Origin of the sequence: Streptomyces sp. NPDC060035 (genome assembly GCF_042736635.1) — a bacterium.
Taxonomy (GTDB): Bacteria; Actinomycetota; Actinomycetes; order Streptomycetales; family Streptomycetaceae; genus Streptomyces.
In genome coordinates, this window is sequence record NZ_JBHWVO010000024.1 from 47,529 (window position 1) to 69,734 (window position 22,206).

The 22,206-nt window shown below is 69.6% G+C and carries 21 protein-coding genes and 2 pseudogenes; 19 read left to right on the forward strand and 4 right to left on the reverse strand.

Features of this window, described 5'->3' with window-relative positions; genetic code table 11:
- Window positions 1-6: 6 nt before the first annotated feature.
- The 16 genes and pseudogenes from ACFWBQ_RS29885 (at window position 7) to ACFWBQ_RS29960 (ending at window position 14,917) form a co-directional block, all read left to right on the forward strand.
- Window positions 7-459, forward strand: coding sequence for a DUF6238 family protein (locus tag ACFWBQ_RS29885; RefSeq protein ID WP_385502516.1), 453 nt, complete (start codon window positions 7-9; stop codon window positions 457-459).
- A gap of 26 nt (window positions 460-485) precedes the next feature.
- Complete coding sequence (locus ACFWBQ_RS29890) at window positions 486-1,991, forward strand: ATP-binding protein (RefSeq protein ID WP_385502519.1); 1,506 nt, start codon at window positions 486-488, stop codon at window positions 1,989-1,991.
- Between the two features lie 132 nt (window positions 1,992-2,123).
- Window positions 2,124-2,813: a hypothetical protein gene (locus ACFWBQ_RS29895; RefSeq protein ID WP_385502522.1), complete on the forward strand. Its 690-nt coding sequence runs from the start codon at window positions 2,124-2,126 to the stop codon at window positions 2,811-2,813.
- A gap of 809 nt (window positions 2,814-3,622) precedes the next feature.
- Window positions 3,623-4,393, forward strand: a complete 771-nt coding sequence (locus ACFWBQ_RS29900; protein WP_385502523.1) for a hypothetical protein — start codon at window positions 3,623-3,625, stop codon at window positions 4,391-4,393.
- Window positions 4,394-5,155: 762 nt separating this feature from the next.
- Window positions 5,156-5,899: a hypothetical protein gene (locus ACFWBQ_RS29905; RefSeq protein WP_385502526.1), complete on the forward strand. Its 744-nt coding sequence runs from the start codon at window positions 5,156-5,158 to the stop codon at window positions 5,897-5,899.
- A 75-nt stretch (window positions 5,900-5,974) separates the two neighbouring features.
- Window positions 5,975-7,763 (forward strand): annotated as a pseudogene (locus ACFWBQ_RS29910) (type IV secretory system conjugative DNA transfer family protein).
- Entirely contained in the window at window positions 7,760-7,990 is a 231-nt protein-coding gene (locus tag ACFWBQ_RS29915) for a hypothetical protein (RefSeq protein WP_385502529.1), read from the forward strand. Before ACFWBQ_RS29910 ends, ACFWBQ_RS29915 begins: the two are co-directional and overlap by 4 nt.
- Window positions 7,987-9,153 carry a DnaB-like helicase N-terminal domain-containing protein gene (locus tag ACFWBQ_RS29920; RefSeq protein WP_385502533.1) on the forward strand — a complete coding sequence of 389 codons (1,167 nt, stop codon included), beginning with the start codon at window positions 7,987-7,989 and terminating at the stop codon, window positions 9,151-9,153. The genes ACFWBQ_RS29915 and ACFWBQ_RS29920 overlap by 4 nt, the downstream gene beginning before the upstream one ends.
- Window positions 9,154-9,196: 43 nt before the next feature.
- Window positions 9,197-9,775 (forward strand): hypothetical protein, encoded by a 579-nt coding sequence (locus ACFWBQ_RS29925; protein WP_385502536.1) that lies wholly within the window; start codon window positions 9,197-9,199, stop codon window positions 9,773-9,775.
- Window position 9,776: 1 nt separating this feature from the next.
- Window positions 9,777-9,926 (forward strand): annotated as a pseudogene (locus ACFWBQ_RS29930) (hypothetical protein); the annotation flags it as partial.
- Window positions 9,927-10,047: 121 nt separating this feature from the next.
- The gene (locus ACFWBQ_RS29935; protein ID WP_385502811.1) at window positions 10,048-10,950 is read left to right on the forward strand and encodes a DNA cytosine methyltransferase; all 903 of its coding nucleotides are present in this window, start codon (window positions 10,048-10,050) and stop codon (window positions 10,948-10,950) included.
- A 93-nt stretch (window positions 10,951-11,043) separates the two neighbouring features.
- On the forward strand, window positions 11,044-11,637 hold the full coding sequence (locus ACFWBQ_RS29940) for a DUF4913 domain-containing protein (protein WP_385502541.1): 594 nt from the start codon (window positions 11,044-11,046) through the stop codon (window positions 11,635-11,637).
- Entirely contained in the window at window positions 11,634-12,398 is a 765-nt protein-coding gene (locus ACFWBQ_RS29945; RefSeq protein ID WP_385502544.1) for a glycosyl hydrolase, read from the forward strand. Before ACFWBQ_RS29940 ends, ACFWBQ_RS29945 begins: the two co-directional genes overlap by 4 nt.
- Entirely contained in the window at window positions 12,395-12,871 is a 477-nt protein-coding gene (locus tag ACFWBQ_RS29950) for a hypothetical protein (protein ID WP_385502547.1), read from the forward strand. The genes ACFWBQ_RS29945 and ACFWBQ_RS29950 overlap by 4 nt, the downstream gene beginning before the upstream one ends.
- Window positions 12,868-13,536, forward strand: coding sequence for a hypothetical protein (locus ACFWBQ_RS29955; protein WP_385502551.1), 669 nt, complete (start codon window positions 12,868-12,870; stop codon window positions 13,534-13,536). Before ACFWBQ_RS29950 ends, ACFWBQ_RS29955 begins: the two co-directional genes overlap by 4 nt.
- 433 nt (window positions 13,537-13,969) lie before the next feature.
- Window positions 13,970-14,917, forward strand: coding sequence for a DUF317 domain-containing protein (locus ACFWBQ_RS29960; protein ID WP_385502553.1), 948 nt, complete (start codon window positions 13,970-13,972; stop codon window positions 14,915-14,917).
- A gap of 562 nt (window positions 14,918-15,479) precedes the next feature.
- Here the strand turns inward: ACFWBQ_RS29960 and ACFWBQ_RS29965 are convergent.
- Window positions 15,480-15,746, reverse strand: a complete 267-nt coding sequence (locus ACFWBQ_RS29965; protein WP_385502555.1) for a hypothetical protein — start codon at window positions 15,744-15,746, stop codon at window positions 15,480-15,482.
- Between the two features lie 220 nt (window positions 15,747-15,966).
- Between ACFWBQ_RS29965 and ACFWBQ_RS29970 the strand changes: the two genes are divergently transcribed.
- Together ACFWBQ_RS29970 and ACFWBQ_RS29975 are read left to right on the forward strand one after the other, a co-directional pair.
- Window positions 15,967-16,320 (forward strand): DUF317 domain-containing protein, encoded by a 354-nt coding sequence (locus tag ACFWBQ_RS29970; protein WP_385502561.1) that lies wholly within the window; start codon window positions 15,967-15,969, stop codon window positions 16,318-16,320.
- 348 nt (window positions 16,321-16,668) lie between these two features.
- Entirely contained in the window at window positions 16,669-16,881 is a 213-nt protein-coding gene (locus ACFWBQ_RS29975) for a hypothetical protein (protein ID WP_385502568.1), read from the forward strand.
- Window positions 16,882-17,342: 461 nt separating this feature from the next.
- Here the strand turns inward: ACFWBQ_RS29975 and ACFWBQ_RS29980 are convergent, their stop codons facing one another.
- The gene (locus tag ACFWBQ_RS29980) at window positions 17,343-17,525 is read right to left on the reverse strand and encodes a hypothetical protein (RefSeq protein WP_385502571.1); all 183 of its coding nucleotides are present in this window, start codon (window positions 17,523-17,525) and stop codon (window positions 17,343-17,345) included.
- Between the two features lie 156 nt (window positions 17,526-17,681).
- Between ACFWBQ_RS29980 and ACFWBQ_RS29985 the strand changes: the two genes are divergently transcribed.
- The gene (locus ACFWBQ_RS29985; RefSeq protein ID WP_385502575.1) at window positions 17,682-20,636 is read left to right on the forward strand and encodes a tetratricopeptide repeat protein; all 2,955 of its coding nucleotides are present in this window, start codon (window positions 17,682-17,684) and stop codon (window positions 20,634-20,636) included.
- Window positions 20,637-21,143: 507 nt separating this feature from the next.
- Here ACFWBQ_RS29985 and ACFWBQ_RS29990 read toward each other — a convergent pair.
- Together ACFWBQ_RS29990 and ACFWBQ_RS29995 are read right to left on the reverse strand one after the other, a co-directional pair.
- A complete protein-coding gene (locus tag ACFWBQ_RS29990; protein ID WP_385502577.1) occupies window positions 21,144-21,695 on the reverse strand; it encodes a hypothetical protein in 552 nt (183 codons plus the stop codon).
- A 96-nt stretch (window positions 21,696-21,791) separates the two neighbouring features.
- Window positions 21,792-22,160 (reverse strand): cupin domain-containing protein, encoded by a 369-nt coding sequence (locus ACFWBQ_RS29995; RefSeq protein ID WP_385502580.1) that lies wholly within the window; start codon window positions 22,158-22,160, stop codon window positions 21,792-21,794.
- Window positions 22,161-22,206: the final 46 nt, after the last annotated feature.

Sequence of the window (22,206 nt, forward strand, 5' to 3'; positions counted from 1 at the left end):
ACCCTCATGTCCCGCACCGCCAGCCCGACAGCGCAGGACTTCGTGCCCTTCGCCACCGCCGCGCTCGACTTCCACCGCGCGCTCAACCTTCCGGGCGGCCCTCTCGTCACCACCCGCCCCGAGCTGGACGCCCTGCACTCCCATCTCGTCTCGCTGCACGGCCTGCTCGACGCCCACACCGCCCGCACCGGACAGCTCGTCCCGACCGAAGGCGACCAGCTCCGCGCCGCCCGCACGCGAATCTGGCAGGCCGCGGACCACCTCCACGCCGCCTACCACGCGGCGCCTCGGCCGGGCTCCGGTGAGGTGCCGGAGCGCGAGGCGTGCCAGGCCGGCCTGCCTGCGGGAGCGCCGGAGCTGACCATCTGCCAGCGCCATCAGCGCACCGCGCACCTGGTGCGCCGCCGCACCACCCCGGCCGACCTTCACGCGCCTTTCACTGGCCTCGTCCGCCGCTGACCCGCCTTCCGTCTGGAGAAACCTTCATGCCTCGCACCCGCGCCAGCGCCTCCCACCTGTTCGTCCCCCGCAAGGCATCACGCGCCGAGCAGCGAGCCGCCCGCGCCGGTTTCGCCGAGGCTCGCCGCCAAGCCCGCCTCGCCGGAGCACCGCCCAAGCACCGCGCCGAGGAAGCCCTCGACCCGGAACTGCGGCCGGCCTACCCGCCGTCCGGACGCCCCGGCTCCTCCTCGGCTCGGGGCGGCAGGCTCAGCCAGCCCGCCCACCGGATGACCACCGCCACGGTGTCCGGGGCCTACCCCTTCCTTGCCGAGGGCGGCCTGGGAGCCGAAGGGATCTTCATCGGAAGGGACGTGCATGCCGAGGCAGCGTTCTGTTACGACCCGTTCTCGCTGTACAGCAGCGGCCGGGTCGAAGGCTTCACCAACCCGAATGCCGTTCTCGCCGGGATCATCGGCATGGGTAAGTCAGCTCTGGCCAAGTCGATAGCCACCCGGGCGATTGCCCACGGCTACCGGGTCTACGTTCCCTGCGATCCCAAGGGTGAGTGGACGGCAGTCGCACAGGCCCTTGGCGGCTACAGCATCGCCCTGGGGCCGGGACTCCCGGGCAGGCTGAACCCCCTGGATGCCCCGGCCCAGCCCGCCTCGGTGAGCGAGAGCGACTGGTCGACCGAGGTCCGAAAGCGCCGCCTCCTGCTCCTGGCGGGCCTGGCTCGCACCGTACTGAAGCGCGATCTCCTGCCGATGGAGCACACCGCCCTGGACCTCGCCCTCGACCTGGTCGTCGCCGAGGCCGACGCCAACGGCACAGTGCCCCTGCTCGGCGAAATTGCGCACGCCCTCGGTTCTCCCGAGCGCCTCGACCGAGCCCTCGGCGACCAGGCCGGGCACATGGGGCCCGCCGCACAGGACCTTGCGCACGCCCTGCGCCGACTGGTTCACGGCGACTTGAGCGGAATGTTCGACGCCCCCTCCACGGTGACCTTCGACCCGACCACCCCCATGCTGTCCATCGACCTCTCCCGTCTCGGCGGCTCCGGCGACGACACCGCCTTGGTCCTGGCCATGACCTGCGCTTCGGCGTGGATGGAAAGCGCGCTCGCCGACCCGGACGGCGGCCGACGCTGGGTGATCTACGACGAGGCATGGCGCGTCATGCGGCACGTCGGCCTGCTGGAGCGCATGCAGTCCCAGTGGAAGCTCTCCCGCGGGCTCGGCATCGCCAACCTCATGGTGATCCATCGCCTCAGCGACCTGCTCAGCGCAGGCGATGCCGGCTCACGCGGCCGGGTACTGGCCGAGGGCCTCCTGGCCGACTGCTCCACCCGCATCATCTACCGCCAGGAGCCCGACCAGCTATCCGCTGCCGCCTCGCTGCTCGGCCTCACCGGCGTCGAGACTCAGGCGGTGTCCGCCCTGACCAAGGGCCGGGGCCTGTGGAAGGTCGCGGGCCGAAGCTTCATCACCCAGCACATCCTCCACCCGGCCGAGCGCGAGCTGTTCGACACCGACGCCCGCATGTTCGCCTAGCTCAACTAACGTTCCCGCAAAGGGAGTTGGCCAGCTCAGTCAGCCATATCCGAGCAGACCACCGAGTCCACGCCTGCCGTCCGTTCGCTGCCGCGTTCTCGGTGAGCACAGGCATAGAAACGAGGACCGACCGTGCCCACTTCTCCCGCTTCCAATGAGAACCAGCCACTGACAACCCCCGAGCACCTGGCCTGGCGGCAGCACGTCCCAGCGTTGGCCTCTGCCGCCGCCGGCATCAGGCAGGCGTCCGATGCCTGGGATGCAGTCTCGGACTCCTTCTGCGACGACGACGGCTGGCCCATCAATGAGAAGGGTTATGCGGACGGCAAGGTGACGCGCGACGCCGAAGCGTGGAATCACGTCGAGGTCTTCCTCGCCCACGGCCCCAAGGTGCTGGCCGGTGTCCGCGCCGCCGCCAGCAGTGCCGACTACGTCGAGGGGCCGATCAGCGAGGACCTCCGGCGGCTGCGCGGAATCGACACCACCCTGGAACAAGCAGGCCAGATCCAACACGAGTGGGATCAGGTCATGGCACTCATGGACGGATCGCTCCCCGGCTCGCGAGAGATCTACGCCCGCCGGGCGCAGGAGATCCGCAACTCCGAAGGCTGGCACTACGCCGACGAGTTGTCTTTCCAAGGCCCGGCGCTCGCTCGGGCTGGCGACTACTTGGCCAACCGGGCGGACCCAGGACAGCCCTCGCAGACCGAACGTGCCCAGGTAGCCCTCGCTCGGTCCGCATCCAGCAACCGCGGGACTCCCCCCGCCTCGCCTCCTGCACCGCCCGCGTCAAATCCGACGGCCCCGCGCCGTTCCCGCTGACGCCTGCAGCACCGAGATCTGGCGGGACCAAACCGGCCGATCGCCGAATCCTCATGTAACGCCACCACTCCTACCGCCCCACCGCCTGCGGCTCGCGTCGTCGGCTGCCGGGGCACCCGGCCACGGAGAAGCCACATGCACCCCGATCAGTCCTTGGCCCCCTCCGACGGGAGGGCACGGGCATCACCGCACGCACCAGCAATCCTCCTCCTCTGTAAGCCACTGCCGCCCCGGAGGCGGAGCACGGGTACGGCCGCCTCACCGTTCCTCTTCGGCAGCGCGGATTGGAGTGCACCGACGAGTACGGCCTCAGCGACTACATCGTCCACGTCGGGCTTCCCGACGGTAGTTCGCTGTTCATCTCGCCGCCCCAGGAACCGTCGGGCGACCATCCACCCGGGCATCCCGAGAGCTGGTTGGTGACCCGCGGGCATCCCGACGACTCCGCAGTCCACGAAGTGATCTACGACTCGGAACCAGACGGCCCCCACGCCCCGCACGGCGGCAGTACCCCGAGTCTGCTCGCCGCCGTCGATGCGCGTCTTGATCAGCTCGACGTGCCTCCACGGCTGGCCTCCGCCTCGCCGCGAGTGAGTGCTGCTCCCGCACTCTCGCCGACCTCCCAGCGCACGCCCCCAGCACCGCTGCCAGCGGCTTCGGCCGTACGCCCCGCGCTGCCGCCCGCCCGGCCCTCGTCCATACCCGGTCGCTGACCACTTCCCCCTCGGAGTACGTCATGTCCCGCACCAGCAGAACCATCCCGGCCCTCGACCGCTCCTGCCCCCGAACTTGCACCGGATGGATCAGCCATGCCCACCCACTACGACTCGCTTCCCGACGTCGCAGTCGGCCGCCACCCCGACTACGGCATCGTCGCTGCGAACCCGAAACAACTTGCCGCCAGCACATGGATGTTGAAGGGATTCGGCTTTCACCCCGTACCGGACCAGCCGACGTTGTACGCACTGACCGACCAGCAGCGTGACGGGCAGGGCCGCGCCACCCGGGCGGTTGCGCTGCTGCGCGAGGCCGGCTACCAGGTCGACGTGGACGCCGCGTTCGATCCCTCGCTGGCCTCGGGTGCATCTCCCGCCCGTATCCGGCCCCCGCGTATAGACCCCGACGTTGCGTTCGCCGAGCATCCACAGCTCGGCATCGTCGCGGCCACCAGTGACCACTTCTCCGCACTCGGCGGCCGACTCATCCTAGAGGAACACGGCTGGCGGCTTAACCCGAACCTGGACATCTACACGCTGCCCATCGCCACCAGCCACAGCGAGGCCCTGGAGAAGGTCGTCGGCGCCACAGTGTCGATGCACCGTTCCGACCTCCAGGTCGCGGTGCAACCCCGCCTCGCGCAGAACGTAGCAGCGCGCCGCCCTCCTGCACCCACAACGGCCACGCGCCACGAGCGCGACCAGGGCGTCACCACCCACAGGGTCCCCCTCAGCGGCGCCGCGCTCGCCGCCAGCCCAGCCCGCGCCGGCCTCCTGGACAAGGCACCGGTTCCCGCTCCTGCCGCCTCCGTTCCGGCGGCCCGTCCGGTCGACCCACGCATCGCGTTCCCCCGCAACCGCTGACCCACCTCCCGTGAGGAGCAGTTCCATTGCTGTAGCTGGTAGTTCCGGCTACCAAAAGTTGCGCAATGCGCCAAAGTCCACGGCTCGATATTCTCCGTCCTCGTGGCGGTAGAGACCGGCGGGTGCAACTGCCAGTGGCTCCTGCCAGGCTCTCTGCACAACGACGCTCACCTCGCCCGCATCGCCTGCGCGAACTTCGCACACCGCCACGGCCAGGACGCCCCGGAGCGAGCAGCGGCATCTATCAGCGAGCTCCGGCCGAGCGAAATCGCGGATTCTACGGATCCTCTCTCCCTGACAGCCCGATCACCTGGGCACCTGTTCTCCATTTCCGTTCGAGGTGGACGCCGTGTTCGCCCACCTGCAGCGCGCCAGCGACACCGCCGGTCTGCTCGCGCACCTGTACGGGCCGGGCGAACGCGGAAACCACTCCCGTCCCCGGCTGATCGCGGGCGACGGCCACGGCGCCCCGATCGAACTGCTCGCCAAGTCTGGTTCGCTGCCCTACTTGGCCCATGCCCTCGACGAACCCGTCGAGCGTCTCGGGGCCCGCGCACCGGAACGGCCGACATGGGTCTGCTCGGTCCGCTCCGACCCTCGCCTGCCGGACCTCACCGACTCGCAGTGGGCCACCGTCGCTCGACGCCTGGTGGCCGCGACCGGGGTCGCCCCGCACGGTGATCCGGACGCCTGCCGGTGGATCGCCGTACGCAACACCAGCCCACCGCTCCACACCCGCCACCCCGCGCCCAGGAGACCTACGTGCCTGCACCCTCCATCACCATTACCGCCGAGTTCAGCGGCAGCGTCTTGGCAAAGGGCGCGAGCGACGACCTTTCCGCCACGCTCCTCAAGCACGCCGGCTTTCAGCAGATCGAGGACTGGTATGGCCGACGCCATCGCCTCCCCACCAACACCTCGGCCACTGACCAGGTCGCCATCGCCACCCACGCAGCCGAGATGCTCCGTGCCGCCCGCTACGGTGTCGACCTCGTGCCCTCCCTCGACGTGGCCCCGATGAGCACCCCTGCAAACACCCTCGGGCCCTACGCCGCCGGAGCGGAACTACTCCAGCTCACGGACCGGATCAGGTCAGCCGGGAACGGTATTGACCTGCAGCGGGCGGTCGACCACCTCCTTCATCCCGAGCACGGCGCACTGGAACGTGTCCGGGAAGCGCTGGAGGCGGCAGGCGAGCAGATCAACGGCCTCGACGACGAGGCGTACCAGCTCGCCGACCGGTTCAGCTTCGCTGCGGAGTTCGTCAGCTCTGCTCAGTCGGAACTCGTCGACTCGAATTCCGAGTTGCGTCGTATCGGCAACTCGCAGCATCCCCAGACCGAGACGCGGGCGCTCCCCCCGAAGCTCCCCGGCCCCCGCAGCGCCGCTCTGGCCACGTCGCCCGCATTGGCCAAGGCCAAGATTCCCTCGAACCTCGGCGCCGGCACAGCGGACACCAGCGCGACCGTACGTCCGTCACAGGCTCCCGGCCCTCGGACGCGGTGACCTAGATGATGACCAGTAGAAGAGCGCCGCGCGCCCCGCCCCATCACTCGCCTGCGCCCACTCCCAGGACCCACCATGCCCGCACCGCGTACCAGCGCGCCCTCGACCACCACCGGGTCGGACGCGCTCCTCTACCTCCTCTTCGGCATACTCAGCATCGCGCTCGCCATCGGTTCGCTGGCGTGGCTGACCGGCAGTGTCAGCAACTCACTCTTCGGTTCCGGGCCTTGGGCCCCGTTCAGGGCCACCGACGCGGTGCTTCACCCCGGTGTGCTGTGGCCGCACCTGAGCACCACCGCCCTGCTGGTCGGCGCGCGGATCATTCCCGGCCTGCTGTCCCTCTTCCTCACCATCCTCGGCCTGGTGCTGTGGGTGCACCTGCGCGGAGGCGCGAAGAACGGCCTCGCCCGGAAGGCCGAGCTCGCCCCGCTGCTGGACAAGGAGATCACCGCCAAGGCCCGGAGCCTGCGGCCATCCCTGAGCGGCCGGGAGTGTAAAAGAGGTCGCTCCTGCTGACCGCGGCATTCTGCTCGGCACCCTCTCCCCGGGGCGGGCTGATGTCCGCGCGTCCTGGGAGGACGTGATCGTCGCGATCATGGCTCCGCGAAGCGGTAAGACCTCCGGCCTGGCGATCCCTGCAATTCTCGCGGCGCCCGGCCCGGTGCTGTTGACCTCGAACAAGGCCGCGAACGATGCCTTCACCGCGACGGTGGACGCGCGCGCCGAGGTCGGCACGATCTGGACCCTTGACCCCCAGCAGATCGCCCACCACCCGCGCGAAATGTGGTGGGACATCCTGGCCGACGCCCGCGACCTGACGGGGGCCAAACGTTTGGCTGGACACTTCGTCGCCGCCAGCGTGGACGAGTCGCACGGATCCGACTTCTGGTCCACCGCCGCGAGCAACACGATCGGCGCGTTGTTCCTCGCTGCCGCCAGCCACCGGCGGCCGATCACCGATGTCCTGGCCTGGCTCGCCAGCCCCGCCGACCGGACCCCGGTGGACCTGCTCACGGATTCCGGCCACGACGCGGTCGCCGCCCAGCTCCAGGGCACCGTCTCCGGCGCGACCGAGACCCGCGATGGCATCTATGAGACCGCGAGGCAGTACGCGAGCTGCCTGCTCGACCCGGACGTCGCCGCCTGGGTCACGCCGAGCAAAGCCCTCCCCGAGTTCGAGCCATTCGCGTTCGCCACGTCTCGCGACACGTTGTACCTCCTCAGCAAGGACGGTGGCGGCAGCGCGAGCGCGATCATCGCGGCAGCGGCCGACGCCGTGATGCGCGCAGCCGTGGTTGTCGCCGAGCGCTCCGGCGGACGGCTCGACCCGCCCGCCCTGTGCGTCCTCGACGAGGCCGCCAACGTGTGCAAAATCTCGGATCTCCCCGACTTGTACAGTCACTTGGGCAGCCGAGGCGTCATCCCGATGACAATCTTGCAGTCCTACCGGCAGGGCCAGCGGTGCTGGGGTGAGGCCGGCATGGACGCCCTCTGGTCCGCCGCCACCGTCAAGATCATCGGTTCGGGCATCGATGACGCCGACTTCGCCGACCGCCTCAGCAGGCAGGTCGGTGACCACGACGTCCAGACCACCTCGGTGTCGACCAGCGACGGCGGCAAGTCCACCTCGGTGAGCATGCGCACCGAACGGATCCTGCCGCCCGACGCGATCCGCGCCCTGGCAAAGGGCAAGGCACTGCTCATGGCCACCGGCATCCGGGTTGCCATGCTCGACCTGCGGCCCTGGTACAAGGAGCCCTCCGCAAAGGTGGTCGGCCCGGCCTCCGCCCGCGCGACGAAGGCCATCACCGAACGGGCCATCGCGAAGACCGTCGGCCCCGACGACTCCGGGCTATCGGCATGAGCGCGACCACGCCGCGTCCCGGGCGGCTCGTACGCTCGCCGGTCGTTCTGCGCGACGGCCAGTGGTGGTTGGTCAGCAGGGCCGGCTCGATTCTTGCCACCGATCCCGCGTTCACCAGCATGCTGGACGGCTTCGCCGAGGCGATGGCCGCTGCCGACCAGGCGGTCACCGACCTCCGTGTCCGGCAGAGCGCGCCTCCTCCTTCCGGCGCAGGGGGTCAGCGATGAACCCGCTGGCGAGCGCCGAGCAGGCGGTACTCGGCTCCGTGCTGCTCGACCCGGGCCAGCTCTCGCATCTTGACTGGCTCGCGCCTGATCACTTCTACCGGCCAGTCCACCAAGCGCTGTTCGCCGCGTTGCGCAAGCTCCAAAACGACGGCCACCCCGCATTGGCAGCCGAGAAGGCCGTACCGCTGTCATGGGTGACCGATGCGGTGGACGAGGCCGGCCTCCACGTTCGGGGGCTGACCGCGGTGTATGCCCACACCCTGATCTCGGCCTGCCCGCGTACCGCACACGCTCCGGCGTACGGCCGCATGGTGCTGGAGGGCGCGATCCATCGCAGCATCACGGAACACGCGATCCGCTTTCACCAAGCGGCTCGCGCCGACGCCCTCCAAGGACAGGTCGAGGGAGCCCTGCACTACGCGGACGTTCTGTCCGGGGTGCTCAGCGATCTCGCACGACGTTGGGGAACCGAACCGCGCCCGGTCGCGACTGCAACGCCGCCGGCCACCGCCTCCACCGATCCGCCGCTAGTCCGGGCAGGCCAGGTCGCCGACGACGAGCGGTTCCTTCTGGCCGTCCTGGCTGAGCGGCCGAGGGCCATGGACGAGATAGTGGACTGGCTCCGGCCGAAGGACTTCGCCGACCCAGCCCACGGGCAGCTCTACCGCTGCCTCGGCGCGCTGCACCACCGGGGCGAGCCCATCGACCGCATCACCCTGCTCTGGGAAGCCCAGCGACGCGGTCTACTGGCCGACGGCACGCTGTCCAGCAATCTGCTCACCACCATCTGCGACGGTGTGGGCTCCGGCAGCGCCGAATGGCTCGGCGAGCAGGTCGTACGCTCCTCGGTCACCCGCACCGCGGCAACCTCCGCTCGTGCAATCCGGCACCTGGCGGAGAACGAGGCCCTGGCCCCCGGGCGGCTCATCAATCACGCCCTGCACGCGCTCGGGCCCCTCAACGAAGTGCGCGCTCGCTGGCAGACCGCGAACGGGCACCCCGCTCCGACGGCCCCGGCTCCTTCTACGAACGGGCCTCCCCCTACGCGGATGCACGCCGCCCTCGCCCGCAGCACGCCGCGCCCAGCCCGGCCACCCTCGGCCCGGCCAGGCTCTGCGCCCAGCCCGGCCGCCATGCGACCGCCCTCACGCGGCCACAGCTGAAGCCTCCCCCAGCCCGCCACTCATCCTCTCTCTGGAATTCACCGTGAACAGCACCCCCAGCTCTGACATCCGTGCCATGCGTGCCACGGCCTCAGCCTTCGACGCCCAGCGCCGCAAGCTCCCGGTCCCCGGGAACCACCGCCGCTCGCTCGACGTCGTCGCCAGGCAGATCTCCGAACTCGGTGAGCTGATCACGGACCTGGGCAACGAGATCCTCTTCCGTGACGCCGCACAGGACCACGAAGTCCACACTGCCAGGGTCATCACCAGCTTCGCCTCCGCTGTGCGACCCGTCGGCGAGGCGGCATCCGCGCTCGGGGCAGTCGCCCACCAGCTCTCCTTCCTGGACCAGACCGAGCATCTCCGCGACCAGCCCGGCGCCCAGGATGCTCGGGAGGCCGCAATGCGGGTGATGGACGACGCGCTCGGTACGGCGGACACGGCCCTACGCGATGCGGCCGACTCCCTTCACACCGCGTCGGCGACGGTGTCGCCTCCGTCCGTGCGGCTCCGGGCCGCCCGTAGCCGGTCCACGACCACAACTACCGCTCCCCGGCCCACGCCCCCCGCTGGCACCCCGGCAGCAGCAGCTTCTCCGGGCCGGATCCTACGGAGCCGGTGACATGCAGACGACCATCGCGCGCCCTCCTGGCGGACTGGATCTCGGAGTGCAGTCCGCCCTCGGCGGCACGCTGGCCTGGCACGCAGAGGTCAATCCGGATGCCTCGCGCATCCTGGCCCGCCACTGGCCCGGGGTCCCCAACCTCGGCGACATCACGACCGTCGACTGGTCCATCGTCCCCCGGGTGTGCGTCCTGACGGCGGGTTTCCCCTGTCAAAGACATCTCGGTCGCCGGCCGACGGGCCGGACTCAACTCCCAGACCCGTTCAGGGCTGTGGCTTCACGTCGCCCGTGCAGTCGAGGCCCTCCGACCCTGCTTGGTGGTGATCGAGAATGTGCGCGGCCTCCTCACTTCACCCGCCGGTTCCCCTGGCGACGTGGAACCCTGCCCGTGGTGTCTGGGAGACTCCCCGGGCCAGCCTCCTCTGCGGGCACTCGGTGCCGTACTCGGATCCCTGGCCGACCTCCGGTACGACGCAAGGTGGCTCGTGCTTCGCGCCTCCGACATTGGAGCCCCGCACCGCCGCGAGCGCACCTTCCTCGTCGCCTGGCCCACCGAACCCCCTGCTCAAGACGCCGACCAGCAACATGACGAAGAACGGCGGCTCACAACACCCCTCCAAAAGGAAAAGCGGGGGCCACGGACCGAACCCGGCCAACGAGGTGGAGTGGCTCCTTCTGCCAACCCCGAAGACGTCGGACGACACCAACGGCACACCCAACCAGCGACACGGCAACGGGGACATGGCCCTGCCGAGTGCAGCGGCGTCACTGCTGCCCACACCGCGGGCCAGCGACACGGGCACCCCGGGCCGCCGCCCCAGCAAGGGATGGCGGCCTCCCTCGTCGGCGGTGGTCCTGCCGCTCTGGACGGAATCGGCTCCGGGGGCCGGGCAGCAGACCGGCGATGGGGCGCATACGCAGGCGCCATCACCCGATGGGAGATGCTCACCCGTCCCGCGCCGGCGCCCACCGATACGGCCGGTCGGCTCCGTGCCGACTTCGTCGAGTGGATGCAGGGCCTCGATGACGGTTGGGTCACTGCCACCCCGGGACTCGGACGACCGGCCCAGCTCACCGCGCTCGGCAACGGAGTCGTGCCTCAACAGGCCGCTCGGGCTGTGCAGTTGTTGGCCTCACCACTCCCGCGTTGCCCTCGCTGCACGGCGGCGTAGCACTTCACTACCGGGATTTCCCGGCCGGACCAAGTCGCGGTTTCTCCGGATCCTCTCCCCCATGCCGCCGTCTCACAGATGGAGCACGTCCCCATGGCCGACACCAGCACGACCGCCCCCGTCCCCGAGCCGTTCCGCGTCCCCGACGGGGATCTAGACGATCTCGCCAGCACCCTCGCCAAGACCATGGCCGAGGTCAGGCAGCACGGCGTCATCCTCGACCGCCTGGGCTCCGAGCCCGCTCCGCCCCGGCCCACTGACGAGGCCCCGGCAGCAGAGGCGGCCGACTTCGAGCAGGCAGATGGCCCCACCTCGGTGTTCATCCTCGCCCTGGGTGGGGAGGCCTACGCCGTCGAACTCGCCGCACTCAGCGACTGGGTGAACTACCTCTTCCTCCCGGTGTACGGCCGAGAGATCAGCACGAGTCGCCCGTGGTGCGCGCAGTGGCACGAACACCCTGAGGCCGTCGCCCGGCTCCATGCCCTCTGGCTCGCATGGCAGCAGTTCACTGATGCCGAGGCCGGCCTGTCCGGCCCTTCGTCCTGGCACCGCGACCACCTGGACCAGACGCTGGTTCATCTCCGTGCTCCCGACGGTCCATTCGCCGCGTGCACGACCAGCCCGACCCGGCCCAACCATCGCGTGCTGGCCACCCCCACGCCCGAGCAGTCGGGGCTGGCGGCATGAGCAACGTACTCGACTTCCACCTCGACGACCTCTTGCCTGCCGATGCGGACTCCGAGTACGCAGAGCAACAGTTCTGGGCCGGTGACCTGACGGTTCTAGCCGAACACCACACCACTCCGAACGGCTCCCGCAGCTACGTCGTCACACACGACGGATCGACAACCTGGGGTGTGCCGGGCGAACCTCAGGTAGCTGCGATCAAGGTGGCGCGGGATCTCAGCCTGAACACGTTCACCTTCGAGTTGAGTTATCACGCCACCGTGCCCTTCGCCCAGAACTGGTTGATCGAACGTGGCTGCCCGCCCGAGCGCATCACTCAGGTCCGCGAGGGCTTCATGGACCCCGCCGACGATCTCACTGTCCGGATCGAGCAACAGATCCAGGAGTCGGGTGCCCGGTACGAGGTCCTCGACAGCGAGACATCGGACTTCGACCCGTGTGAGACGTGGACGTTGACCCGCGACTCCAACGCCGATCAGGCACCGATTCGTGCCTTCCTCGAAGTGGGCTACGACGCCCACACATACACGCTGCGCGAGGGTGCCTTCGCCGACGAGGGCGCTGCCCGGCACTGGCTGGACGAACGCAGCCGCCCGCTGCCTCAGCCGCCGGAATACCGCGGTGACGGGTCCGCCCTCCGGACCCGAGCTGCCCTCACCCGGTCGGCCGGCGCCTCCGCGATACCGAAGGCCGGCCTCGATGCGGACAGCGCGCCGTCAGCAGGTACGGCCCAGCGGCCGAGCCCTCGGAGGTCGATATGAGCCGCGCCAGCTTCGCCTTCGCCGCACATCCCGATGCCATCGCCGACCTTCGCGAACTACCCGATGCCATACGTAACTTGGCCCTGCTGGAACTGCAGAACCTGGTCCACGGAAGTGACGACTGCTTGCCTTTGAAGGGCCGTCTCGCAGGCTTTCACAAGGTCTACGTCGACCCGCCCGTCTCCTACCGGATGGTCATCCAGATCCGCTCGGCCCCGCCCAGTTCGAATCACAAGCGCGAGATCTATCTCGTCGCCGCCGGCAGTCGGAAGGACTACGCGGTCTACCGCTCGGCGCACCTGCGCACCGGCCCTCAGCCGGACACCGAGGCAGCCTCCGCCACCGAGGCGCGCGTGCAGGCTGCTCGGTCTCGTTCTCCCCTCGCAGTCGACCAACTGACGGCTGTCCCGACGACTTCTCCAGCGGCAGCCCAGCCCATGGCCGCTGCCTCCCGAAAGGCTCCCCAGCGATGACCGTCGACCGCTCCCCTCTTGCCCGTACCGAACTGGCGGACCTTCTCACCGATGCCGCGCAGAGCGTCTCCGGGATCCTCACCGCCGAATACCCGAAGGCCGCCAGCCGCTCCTACCTGCACCCCGTACTGGGTGCGCTGTCCGCCGGGCCCCGGGTGGTCTGGGAGCTGAACGATCGGTTCGAAGGGTTCGTGGCCGACGAGCCGCGCCCAGCCAAACCGGCGGGTCTCTTCGCTCTGGCCTCCTACGCCTCTGCGCTGGGATGGCTCACCGAGTCCATCGCCGAGCTGACCACCTCGGTTGACCAGATCTGCACGCGCGTGGGCATCCCCACGGAACCGTCGGACCCGGTCATCGCCGCGCCCATCGGTGCCGAGCAGGACACCGAGTTCGATTTCGCCTTCAGCGCGCTGGAGTTGGCGACGATCCGCACCGCTGCCGAGGCTGCCGGTCTCGCGCCTGCCACCTACGTCGAGGTGCTCTCCGAGTCGCTGCTCGCAGCCTCCCGGATCACCGACGCCTGCATGGAGATCTCCAGCGGCCTCCTCGAAGACGCCGCGTACGTCCTCGGCGAGGCGACCGACGACTGCTGGATCGGCGACGGCCCCGACAGCCTGCCCACCCTCGTCCGTTCGCTGCTCGCCCGGATGGAGGCCGCCGAATGAACCCCATGACGCGACCAAGCAGCCCGGCGCCCACCTGTTGCCGAGATGCTCGGCGTCGCACTTTTGGCGAATCGTTGTCTCCGGTTCACCGAGTCCTGTCGGACTGGTCCCGCGCCCACCTGTCGCTCGGTGGCACCGTCATCATCCAGGTCTTCGACGCGGGCCCCAAACGGCCCCACCGTTGATTCGCTGGGTTCGGACGGCATCCAAACCGCAGCTGCCCCGCGCCGAGTGCCCTCTTCAGCCATGCGCCGCAGCCGCAACCGCGGGTGCCGGCGGCCGTGACCGCCCAGCCGGCCCCGTCCCGGGGCCGGTGATCCGGGTGGCACAGAGAGCCAGCGTGTCTCCTCGTTGACCCTGCGCGCCTGTGCAGTCCAGCTGTTCGTTCCGCTGCGCACACGGCCGCAGTCCTCTCCCACGCCCCGGAGTGACTATGAGCACCCGTAATGCCTACGACCCGTACCTCTACCAAGACGTATGGGTCAGCCCCATGTACCTGGCTGGCTCCAACGGGACCGGTGACGCTGGCTTCGCCCCCATCGCCCACTGGCCGCACCACAACCTCGACGACGGCCCCTGCCAGCTCCTCGTCACCTCGCCCGACCAGCGGATTCGGATCGGCTGGTTCGGCGACGACTTCGAGCTGTGGAAGATCACCGCAGCCGAGGACCCCGTTTCCGCACCCCGCTGGACCGCAACCTTCAACCATGTCACCCCGGCCGAGATCGTCGCCGGTCTCACCACCACTCTGGCCCACGACTACAGCGAGGCCACCGACAGCAACGCGCGCTTCCTGACGAACCCGTCGCTGTACTGGGCCGACGCCGTCCGACCGCTGACCGATGCCGGTTGGATCCGCGACGGCGGGGCCGAGCGCGGCACCGTCGAGATCATCGCCCCCGACGGACAGGCAGGCGTCCTGATCGACAACCGTCTCTCGGACTGGGACGACGAAACCATCACGCTCTGGGCCGGCCCACCGGGCTGGGGCACTCGCGCGGAGGCGGCCTTCACGGCCCGCACTCCGTCCCACCTCATTGCCGCGACTGCAGCCGCGATGACGGATGTAGCCCCGGTGATCCGTGAGCGGCATCAGATCGATCGCAAGGTGGAGCACCTGGTCACGATCACCCCAGTCAGCCCAGCCGCCCCTCAGACCCCAAGGGCTCCGACGCCGCTCGACGTGCACCGCACTGCTGTCGCCCAGGCCGCCGATCGCGCCGCACGCGCCGCACGCGCCCCGCAGACTGCCGCCGACCTCCGCGCCATGGCCGCCCGCAGTCGCACCGCGACTTCGACACAGATGCGGTCGAGCAGCCCCGCGCCGGCTCTCGGGGCCAGGCCGCTGGGGAGCACAGCGGTTCCGCGCCACAACCGCTGACCACGGCCCCGGACCTGCCGGGACATCACCTGGACCAAAGCCAGCACCTCCGAAGGCCGGGAGCTCCGGCAATGCCCGACGTCACCGCACTCCACCAGGCCACAACCATGATCGAGAAAGCCTGGGGTCATCCTATCGAGATCTGGAATCCCTCGCGGTCCGTCGCCCCAGCGATGACCCGCTCCTGCGCTCGGCCATGCGCATCCGCTCGGCCCTGGTCATCACCAACAATGCGGTGGACGTGCACCAGGAACGTCTGCACACCCTTACCCGGCCCGGCCCCGTGCCGGCCTCCTACGACCTGGGACGGATCACCAGCTCAGCGGCGGACCTTCGCGTCGCCCAAGCGGTGAGCCGTACGTACCTACAGGCGATCAGCCACGTGATCGAGGCACGTGCAACCGCCGCGAGCGCGGACCGGGCCCCAGCAGTCCGGCTGGCCCAAGCCGCTGTCGCCCCTCCGGGAACGCGCCACGCGCCCTGGGCCAGGTACCCGACCAACCCGCTTCTTCGGCCGCTGTCGGCCCGTCGGTGGCCACCCTCGGGCCGCGCCGCTGATCAGTCAGGCAAGGTCCTCGTAGCGGTGAGCGTCTCCGAAGCGGGAGCCCACCGCGCGGGCCAGCTCCTCCAACGTCAACTCGACCCGACGCCCCTCCGCGACCCGGTGCTCCGCCACCGCGTCCTCGTCCCGCCATCCGTCGGGCTGCGCACCGACAGCCCACTGGCCGTCAGCGACCATCGCGATGTCACCCACCGTCCACGGCCGCCCGGCAGCGCGGATCTTGCCCTCCAGCCCGGCCCCGTCCCAGTGTTTACTCGGCTCCGCCATCCCTGCGCCCCCTTCGGTCCCGTGCGGCCCCTTGCCGCAACCCAGTTACGACGACTGCGTCCGCCGATCCATTCCCGGGGCCGCGCGCCCTCTGCTGACGGCCGCCAGTTCGCCCACGGCAAACGCCGCTTCCCGGGAAAGGACTACGTACTTCGGCACACCGCATGTCAACGTACGGATGTTGGGAAAAGCCACAGGTCAGCGAAGGGATCGTCCAACCGTGAACGCCGCCGCCACCCTCCCGCCCGCCCGCCGTCGTGCGCCCCCCGCCGTGGAAGGCCGCTGCTGGCTCTCCTTCGACCACTGCGCGGGCCCGGTGCTCGACCTTGTCGACGCCCTCGGCTGGGCAATCGTCGACACCCCGGAGGCCAACGTCCACGCGACGAGCCCGGACGGCCGTGTCTACGTCGGCTGGCTCCCCGAGGACACCGCCGCCTGGAAGCGCGGCATCGTCTGGCAGGTCCGGGTACAGCCCACCGAAGGCGACCCGTGGGCCCAGGAGTTCGGCCTCTACACCCCCTCCGAGGCCGTTGCCGGTTTCCCCGCCGCGCTCATCGCCATGCCCAGCCGCTGACCGCGCGCTCCCGACCCCTGTCTCGGAAGGCCCCATGGCAAATACCGCGCCCTTCTCACCAACCACCACGCCGACGGCACTCTCTGCCCGGCGGACCACAAGCACACCAGCTCCAGCAAGCCGCTCCACCTCGACTGCCCCGGTCGCGCGTACACGCAGGCCATCTGCTCGCGCGGCGGCTGGCACATGAAGAAGTCCGGCCAGGGCTACGTCAACGAGAGCCGCAAGCGGCACCTGGCCAGCCACACCCCGGGGCCGAAGGTCCTTCGTGACCTGCTTCGCCTCGACGGTTCCTGACGCCCCACCACCAGCCCCACCTTGCAATCCCGTACCGCTCTCGGAGGTCCCATGCCCCACCACCTGACCGTCGGCCACCTGCTCCGCCAGCTCCAGGACCTTGACCCCAACATGCCGATCCGCCTCGCCATCAACCCTGACTTCCCCTTCACCCACTACCTGGGGGCGGAGGTCGTCGTCCGGGACGGCAAGGCGTTCATCCCCGACGACGGCCAGGAGAACTACCTCCCGGCGGCGGTCAGCGACGCCCTCGCCTGGGCCTGACCCGTCCCACCGACATACCCCGGAGGCTCCTATCTCGTCGCGATCCCGCCCTTCGTACGTCCTTCCGCTGCACTGCCTCGTCGTACGACCCATGCCGAGCAACGTGCGCGGCGCGCTGGTCCAGCGCGTCTCCGCCCTGCCCGACGGACCGCTCGACGTAACCTGGCTCGCCGCCGAAACCCCGAGACTCCCTCTTGGCCGCATTCGCCTTCACTGGGAGCCAGCCTCCCTCGCAGTCTGGGACGTCACGGCCCATCTGGGCCTGGCCACCACCGAGGTGCATCTCGCCTCCTGGCCCGCTGCACCGGACGACTGGCCGCGCCCGGTCCGCCCGACCATCCACGAGGTGCTCGGCCTGTGCGCGGCCCTCGCGGTCGCGGGTCTGACCGAAACCAGAGAAGGCCGCCCCGCGCCCTGCCGCTCACGCGGCAGGGCCAGAACCCAAGATCTTCATGAGTCTTCTAACGGTAGGCGCTGATGGCTGCCAGGTACAGAGCGCACGCGGTGCCGGTCGCGCTGCCTCCGATCAGGAGGGTGAGGGCTGGGCGCGTGCCGCCACGCCAGGCAGCGAAGGCGGCTGCGCACCCGATGTGCAGGGCGAGGGACATCGCCAACAGGAGGGCCAGTACGTGCAGCTGCGTCATGGTGGTCTCTCCGTCATGTGAGTGGGCCCTTCGCATGAGCTGATGACGGAAGACGCTGCCTGTCCTGGGGGCCGTCCTGCCACGCGCTGCAGAGGGTTGGACAGAACTGGTGTTGTTGAGCTGCTGGTCATGGACCTGGCCTTGTAGTGTCCTGTCATGTCCGTTCAGGACATCGGAGAGGCCACGGGGGACGCGGTGGGCAAGGAACCGGACATCTACGAGGACCTGCGGCGTGTGGGCGCGCTCAAGCGGGACAAGATGGACGGGGAACCGGCGGACAACTCTTTGTCCCGGATTCCGGGGGCACCGGCGTCCCGCGACACCGTCGGGGCATGGCTGCGGGGCGACCGATTGCCCCAGAAACCGGGGCCGTTGCTGACCGTTCTGGCGGCGATCCGTGCTGAAGCCGAGGCCAGGGGGCTGTTGCGGCAGCGGGTGGACTCCGGCACAGATGAGACCGTTGCCGATCTACTGGAGCCAGCGCGCTGGCGGCGGAAGTGGGACGCTGAACCCAGGCGTCCAGCGGAGACATCGCAGGACGACGCTGCGCACACGATGGCCCCGGAGCCGTTGGCAAGGGAGGAGTTACCGCGGGCACGCCGCGCCGTGTGGGAGTGGAGTCCACGCAGGCTCGGTGTACACCCGGCCATTTCAGGGTCCGTCGAGGTGACCGAGGATGCCGAGTTCGTTCTGCCGTGGTTCATTCTCCGGGCGCACGACGCTGAGTTGCGTGCCCGCCTGGGGAGTGCGGTGGCTGCCGACGCGGAACCGGTGCTCGTCGTGGTGCAGGGCGGGTCGTGCGTGGGAAAGACCCGTTCCGCCTTCGAGGCTGTTCGGGCGGTGGTGCCGGACGACTTCGCACTTCTCCTTCCGGCGGACGCGGCCAACCTGCTGGAGGTACTGGACGCGGACGCGCTCGGTCCGCGTACCGTGCTGTGGCTGGACGAGGCTCAGCAGTATCTGGATGGCCCCGCGGGCGAGACCGTGGCCGCCAAGCTGCTGCGGCGGCTCGACGCGGTGGGGCCGCTCGTCGTGCTCGCCACGCTGTGGCCCGATCACCACCGCCGTCTCTCCACCGCGCCCTCGGAGGGCCAGAGCGACCCGCACCCGCTTGCCAGGAAACTGCTCGCCCAGGCCCACCGCATCCACGTTCCTGCCACCTTCGTGAGCGAATTGGAGGCGGTACGCCAGGCGGCCCGCCAGGACCGGTCGCTGGCCGCTGCCCTCCAGGCGAGCGACGACGGCCTCGCTCAGGTGCTGGCGGCCGGGCCGGACCTGGTCAGCCACTACGAACATCCGGTCGGTGTCCACGGCGCCTACGGCAAGGCCCTGATTAGCGTGGCCATGGACGCGTACCGGTTACGCGTCGACGGGCCGCTGCCGCTTGAGTTCCTCGAAACCGCCGCCCCCGACTACCTCAGCGACGTCGAACGCGCCGCCGCCGGGCCCGACTGGTTCGACGGCGCCCTCACGCACGCCCGCACCCTCATCAAGCAGACCTCCAGCCCGCTGCAGCCGGTCCCCCGCCGCTCCGGCATGGGCGCGCAGCCCGGCGTCGTACGCCTCGCCGACTACCTTCAGGAGCACGGCCGCCGCACCCGGAAGCTACTGTGTCCACCTGCCTCCTTCTTCCACGCCGCCGCCCGTCACCTCCCCGAGCCGTCCGATCTTCTCCACCTCGCGCTCGAGTGCCGATTCCGGGCGCGGTACCGGCACGCCGCGGAGCTGTACCGTGCCGCCGCCGACTCCCACATCACGGAAGCCCTGACGGCGCTGGCGGAGTTGCGGGAGCATGCTGGAGACCGGGAGGGGGCGGAGCGTACCGCCCGCGAGGCGGCCGACGCCGGGAGCACCAATGCCCTGATGAAACTGGCCCAGTGGCGCGGGGCCTACGGGGACCGCGCGGAGGCCGAGCGGCTGTACCGTGCCGCCGCCCACGCGGGGAGCGCGGAAGCCCTGATGGTGCTGGTACGGCTGCGGGAGCACGCCGGCGACAGAGAGGAGGCCGAACTCCTCGCAGGCCAGGTGGCCAAGGCCGGAAACGCGCACGCCCTCGCTGAACTGGCCTGGATGCGCGACAAGACCGGGGACCGTGCGTCGGCCGACCGGCTGTACGGCGCGGCCGTCACTGCGGGCGGCACCGACGTCTTCATCAACCTGGCCTGCCGGCGCGTGCGCGCCGGAGACGTGCGGGAGGCCGAACGGTTGTACCGGGCCGCGGCCGATGCGGGGAGCACAGAAGCCCTCGTACTGCTGGCCCGGCAGTTGGAACGACATGGGCCACCGTCCGCCAGCTGGTACGAGGCCGAACGACTCTACCGCGCCGCCATCACCGCCGGCCGGACCGACGCCCTGGTGGACCTGGCGGGACTGCGGGAGAACGCCGGTGACCGGGACGAGGCCGAACGGCTCTACCGCGCCGCCATCGCAGCGGGCCGGACTGACGCCCTGGTGAGTCTGGCCCGGCTGCGCGAGAAGGTGGGCGACCGGACAGAGACGGAACGCCTGCACCGGGTCGCCACCCACGACCCTCGCCTCCTCGAGTCCTTAGTCTTCCTGCGCGACATGGACGGGGACGCGGAGGGAGCCGAGGAGCTCGCCCGCCAGCTCGCCAACGACGACAACCCCAACGCACTGGAGGAGATGGCGTCCCGGCGTCTCGCGCTGAAATCGACCGGGGCTGAGCGCCTGTACAGGGCCGCTGCCGACGCGGGGAGCAACGTGGCCGTGAGGGCTCTGGTGAAACTGCACGCGGAGGCCGGCAGCCACGAGGTAGCGGAGAGGCTCGCGCTTCAAACCGCCGTCGGCACCGAGATGTACGTTCTGGCCGATCTGGCGCAGTTCTTTGAAAAGGTCGGCGACCGAGAGCGCGCCGCGCGGCTGCACCAGGAAGCCGTCGACCGTGGCTGGACGGATTCCTTGGACGATCTGGCAAGGCTGGGGGAGGACGCCGGCGACCGGCAGGAAGCCGAGCGTCTGAGACGGGCTTCCGCCGACGCGGGGCACTACCTCTTCGTCGTACCCCTTCCTCCGACCTCGTACGGCCTGAATGCGGACGGATCGCCCGCCGAGCCGTGGACGTGGCCAGAGCCGGGCCTGTCACATCTCTGACGAAGGATGCCCTGGCCTCACAGGACCGGTTTGGGGCGCGGCCGGAGTCGGAGTAAGCCCTGGTCGGCAAACTCGTACTGTTCGAGCAAAGCGCGTACACAAGGGGAATGGGTAGGGGCCTCGTCAACCCAGACGACGACTGAGTCCAGTTCGGCTCGGACGTCGCTGCCCTCACGGTCTCCAGGCCTCGCAGTGTGTCTCGAGGGACGCGGCCGTCTCAAAGTCATGTGACGAGTGGTTCGAACGGGAGACGGCGGCGAAACAGAGGCTGGACCGGGGATTCCAGGGGGTGGCGAGGGAGGCTCTGAGCACGGAGCAGTAGTGACTAGTCCAGGTAGGTGCCGGCGAAGGCCCCATCGAAGCCGAGCGCGGCGAGGCCCTGCTCGACGCTGGGGTAGGTCGTCCCGTCCGGGATGGCGATCAGGGCGTCGAAGTCGGCGCGGCTAATCTCGGGTTCGAGCCACTGGTTTTCTGTGTCAAGTCCGAGCGTGTTGTGCTGGTAGCCCCTCAGAGCCCGGCCGGGTGGCTGGAGAGCCAGGAGGAGTGCCGGTCGCGAAGCCGGTCCCGCTCTTCGGCCGTGGGGAGGAGAACGTCTGCACCGCCGTCATAGGGATGGTAGATGCGCTCCATTCGGGCGTCGGCGATGAGGACACCAGCCGTCTTGTAGTCCGCAACCTCACGTAGCAGGGCGTCGACGCATCCGTGCTGCCAGGGCCGGCGGGCGGCGAAGAGGTGAGAGTAGGTACGGAACTCCGGGTCTGGATCGTCCTGCGTCAGCAAGGTCTGCCAGTAGTCCGCGTCCGGCTGGTGCTCAGGAACGTCGGGCTCCGCTGTCCAAGCGGACGTGATCACATAGACGTCTTTGCTGGCGAACAGCTCGTCCAGGACAGTGTTGTAGCGTTCCAGGATGACGGCGTACTCGTTCTCGTCATCGGCGTACCGCTTCGAGCCTGGCAGGCTGTGGAAACGCACCCACACATCGCGATACCAGTCGCGGAGCATGTAGCCGATGGGAGGACACGCGGGCCAGCGCTGCTGCCACATTTCTGTCAACGCCATCTGTTCGTTCCCAGACACCTGCGGCACTCGTCCTCTCGCCCGGCTGTGCATCAGCAAGCATGATGCCTGCGGCTGATCATCGAAGGAAGCGATTTCCTACTGATGCCGGGCGGCTTCGCCGAGCAGGCTGTCCTGCGGCGGAAGCTGGGCTTCGATGATGAGCACGGTCATGCCCGTGTCGGTCCAGGTCTCGTGTTCCTCGCCGGCAGCCCAGCAGGCGGCCTGGCCCTGAGCCAGAGCCTTGGGTTCGCCGTCCGTGCCGCTTGCCCAGCCCTGGCCGTCCGTGACGATGAGGACCTGGGGAACTGGCGCGACATGCCGGCCAAGGCGTCCCCCTGGGGCGATGTCCATGATGTTCACGGAGGCAGGGCCGCCTCCGCCGTGGACACGGACGCGTCGGACACCGCTGCTGCCGTAGGCGCTCGTCTCCGTGCCAGCGATCGCGTTGATGTTGAGGATCTTCATGGGGTGATTCTGCCGTCGCTCGGGCTGTCGCGGGGAATCACGGCGA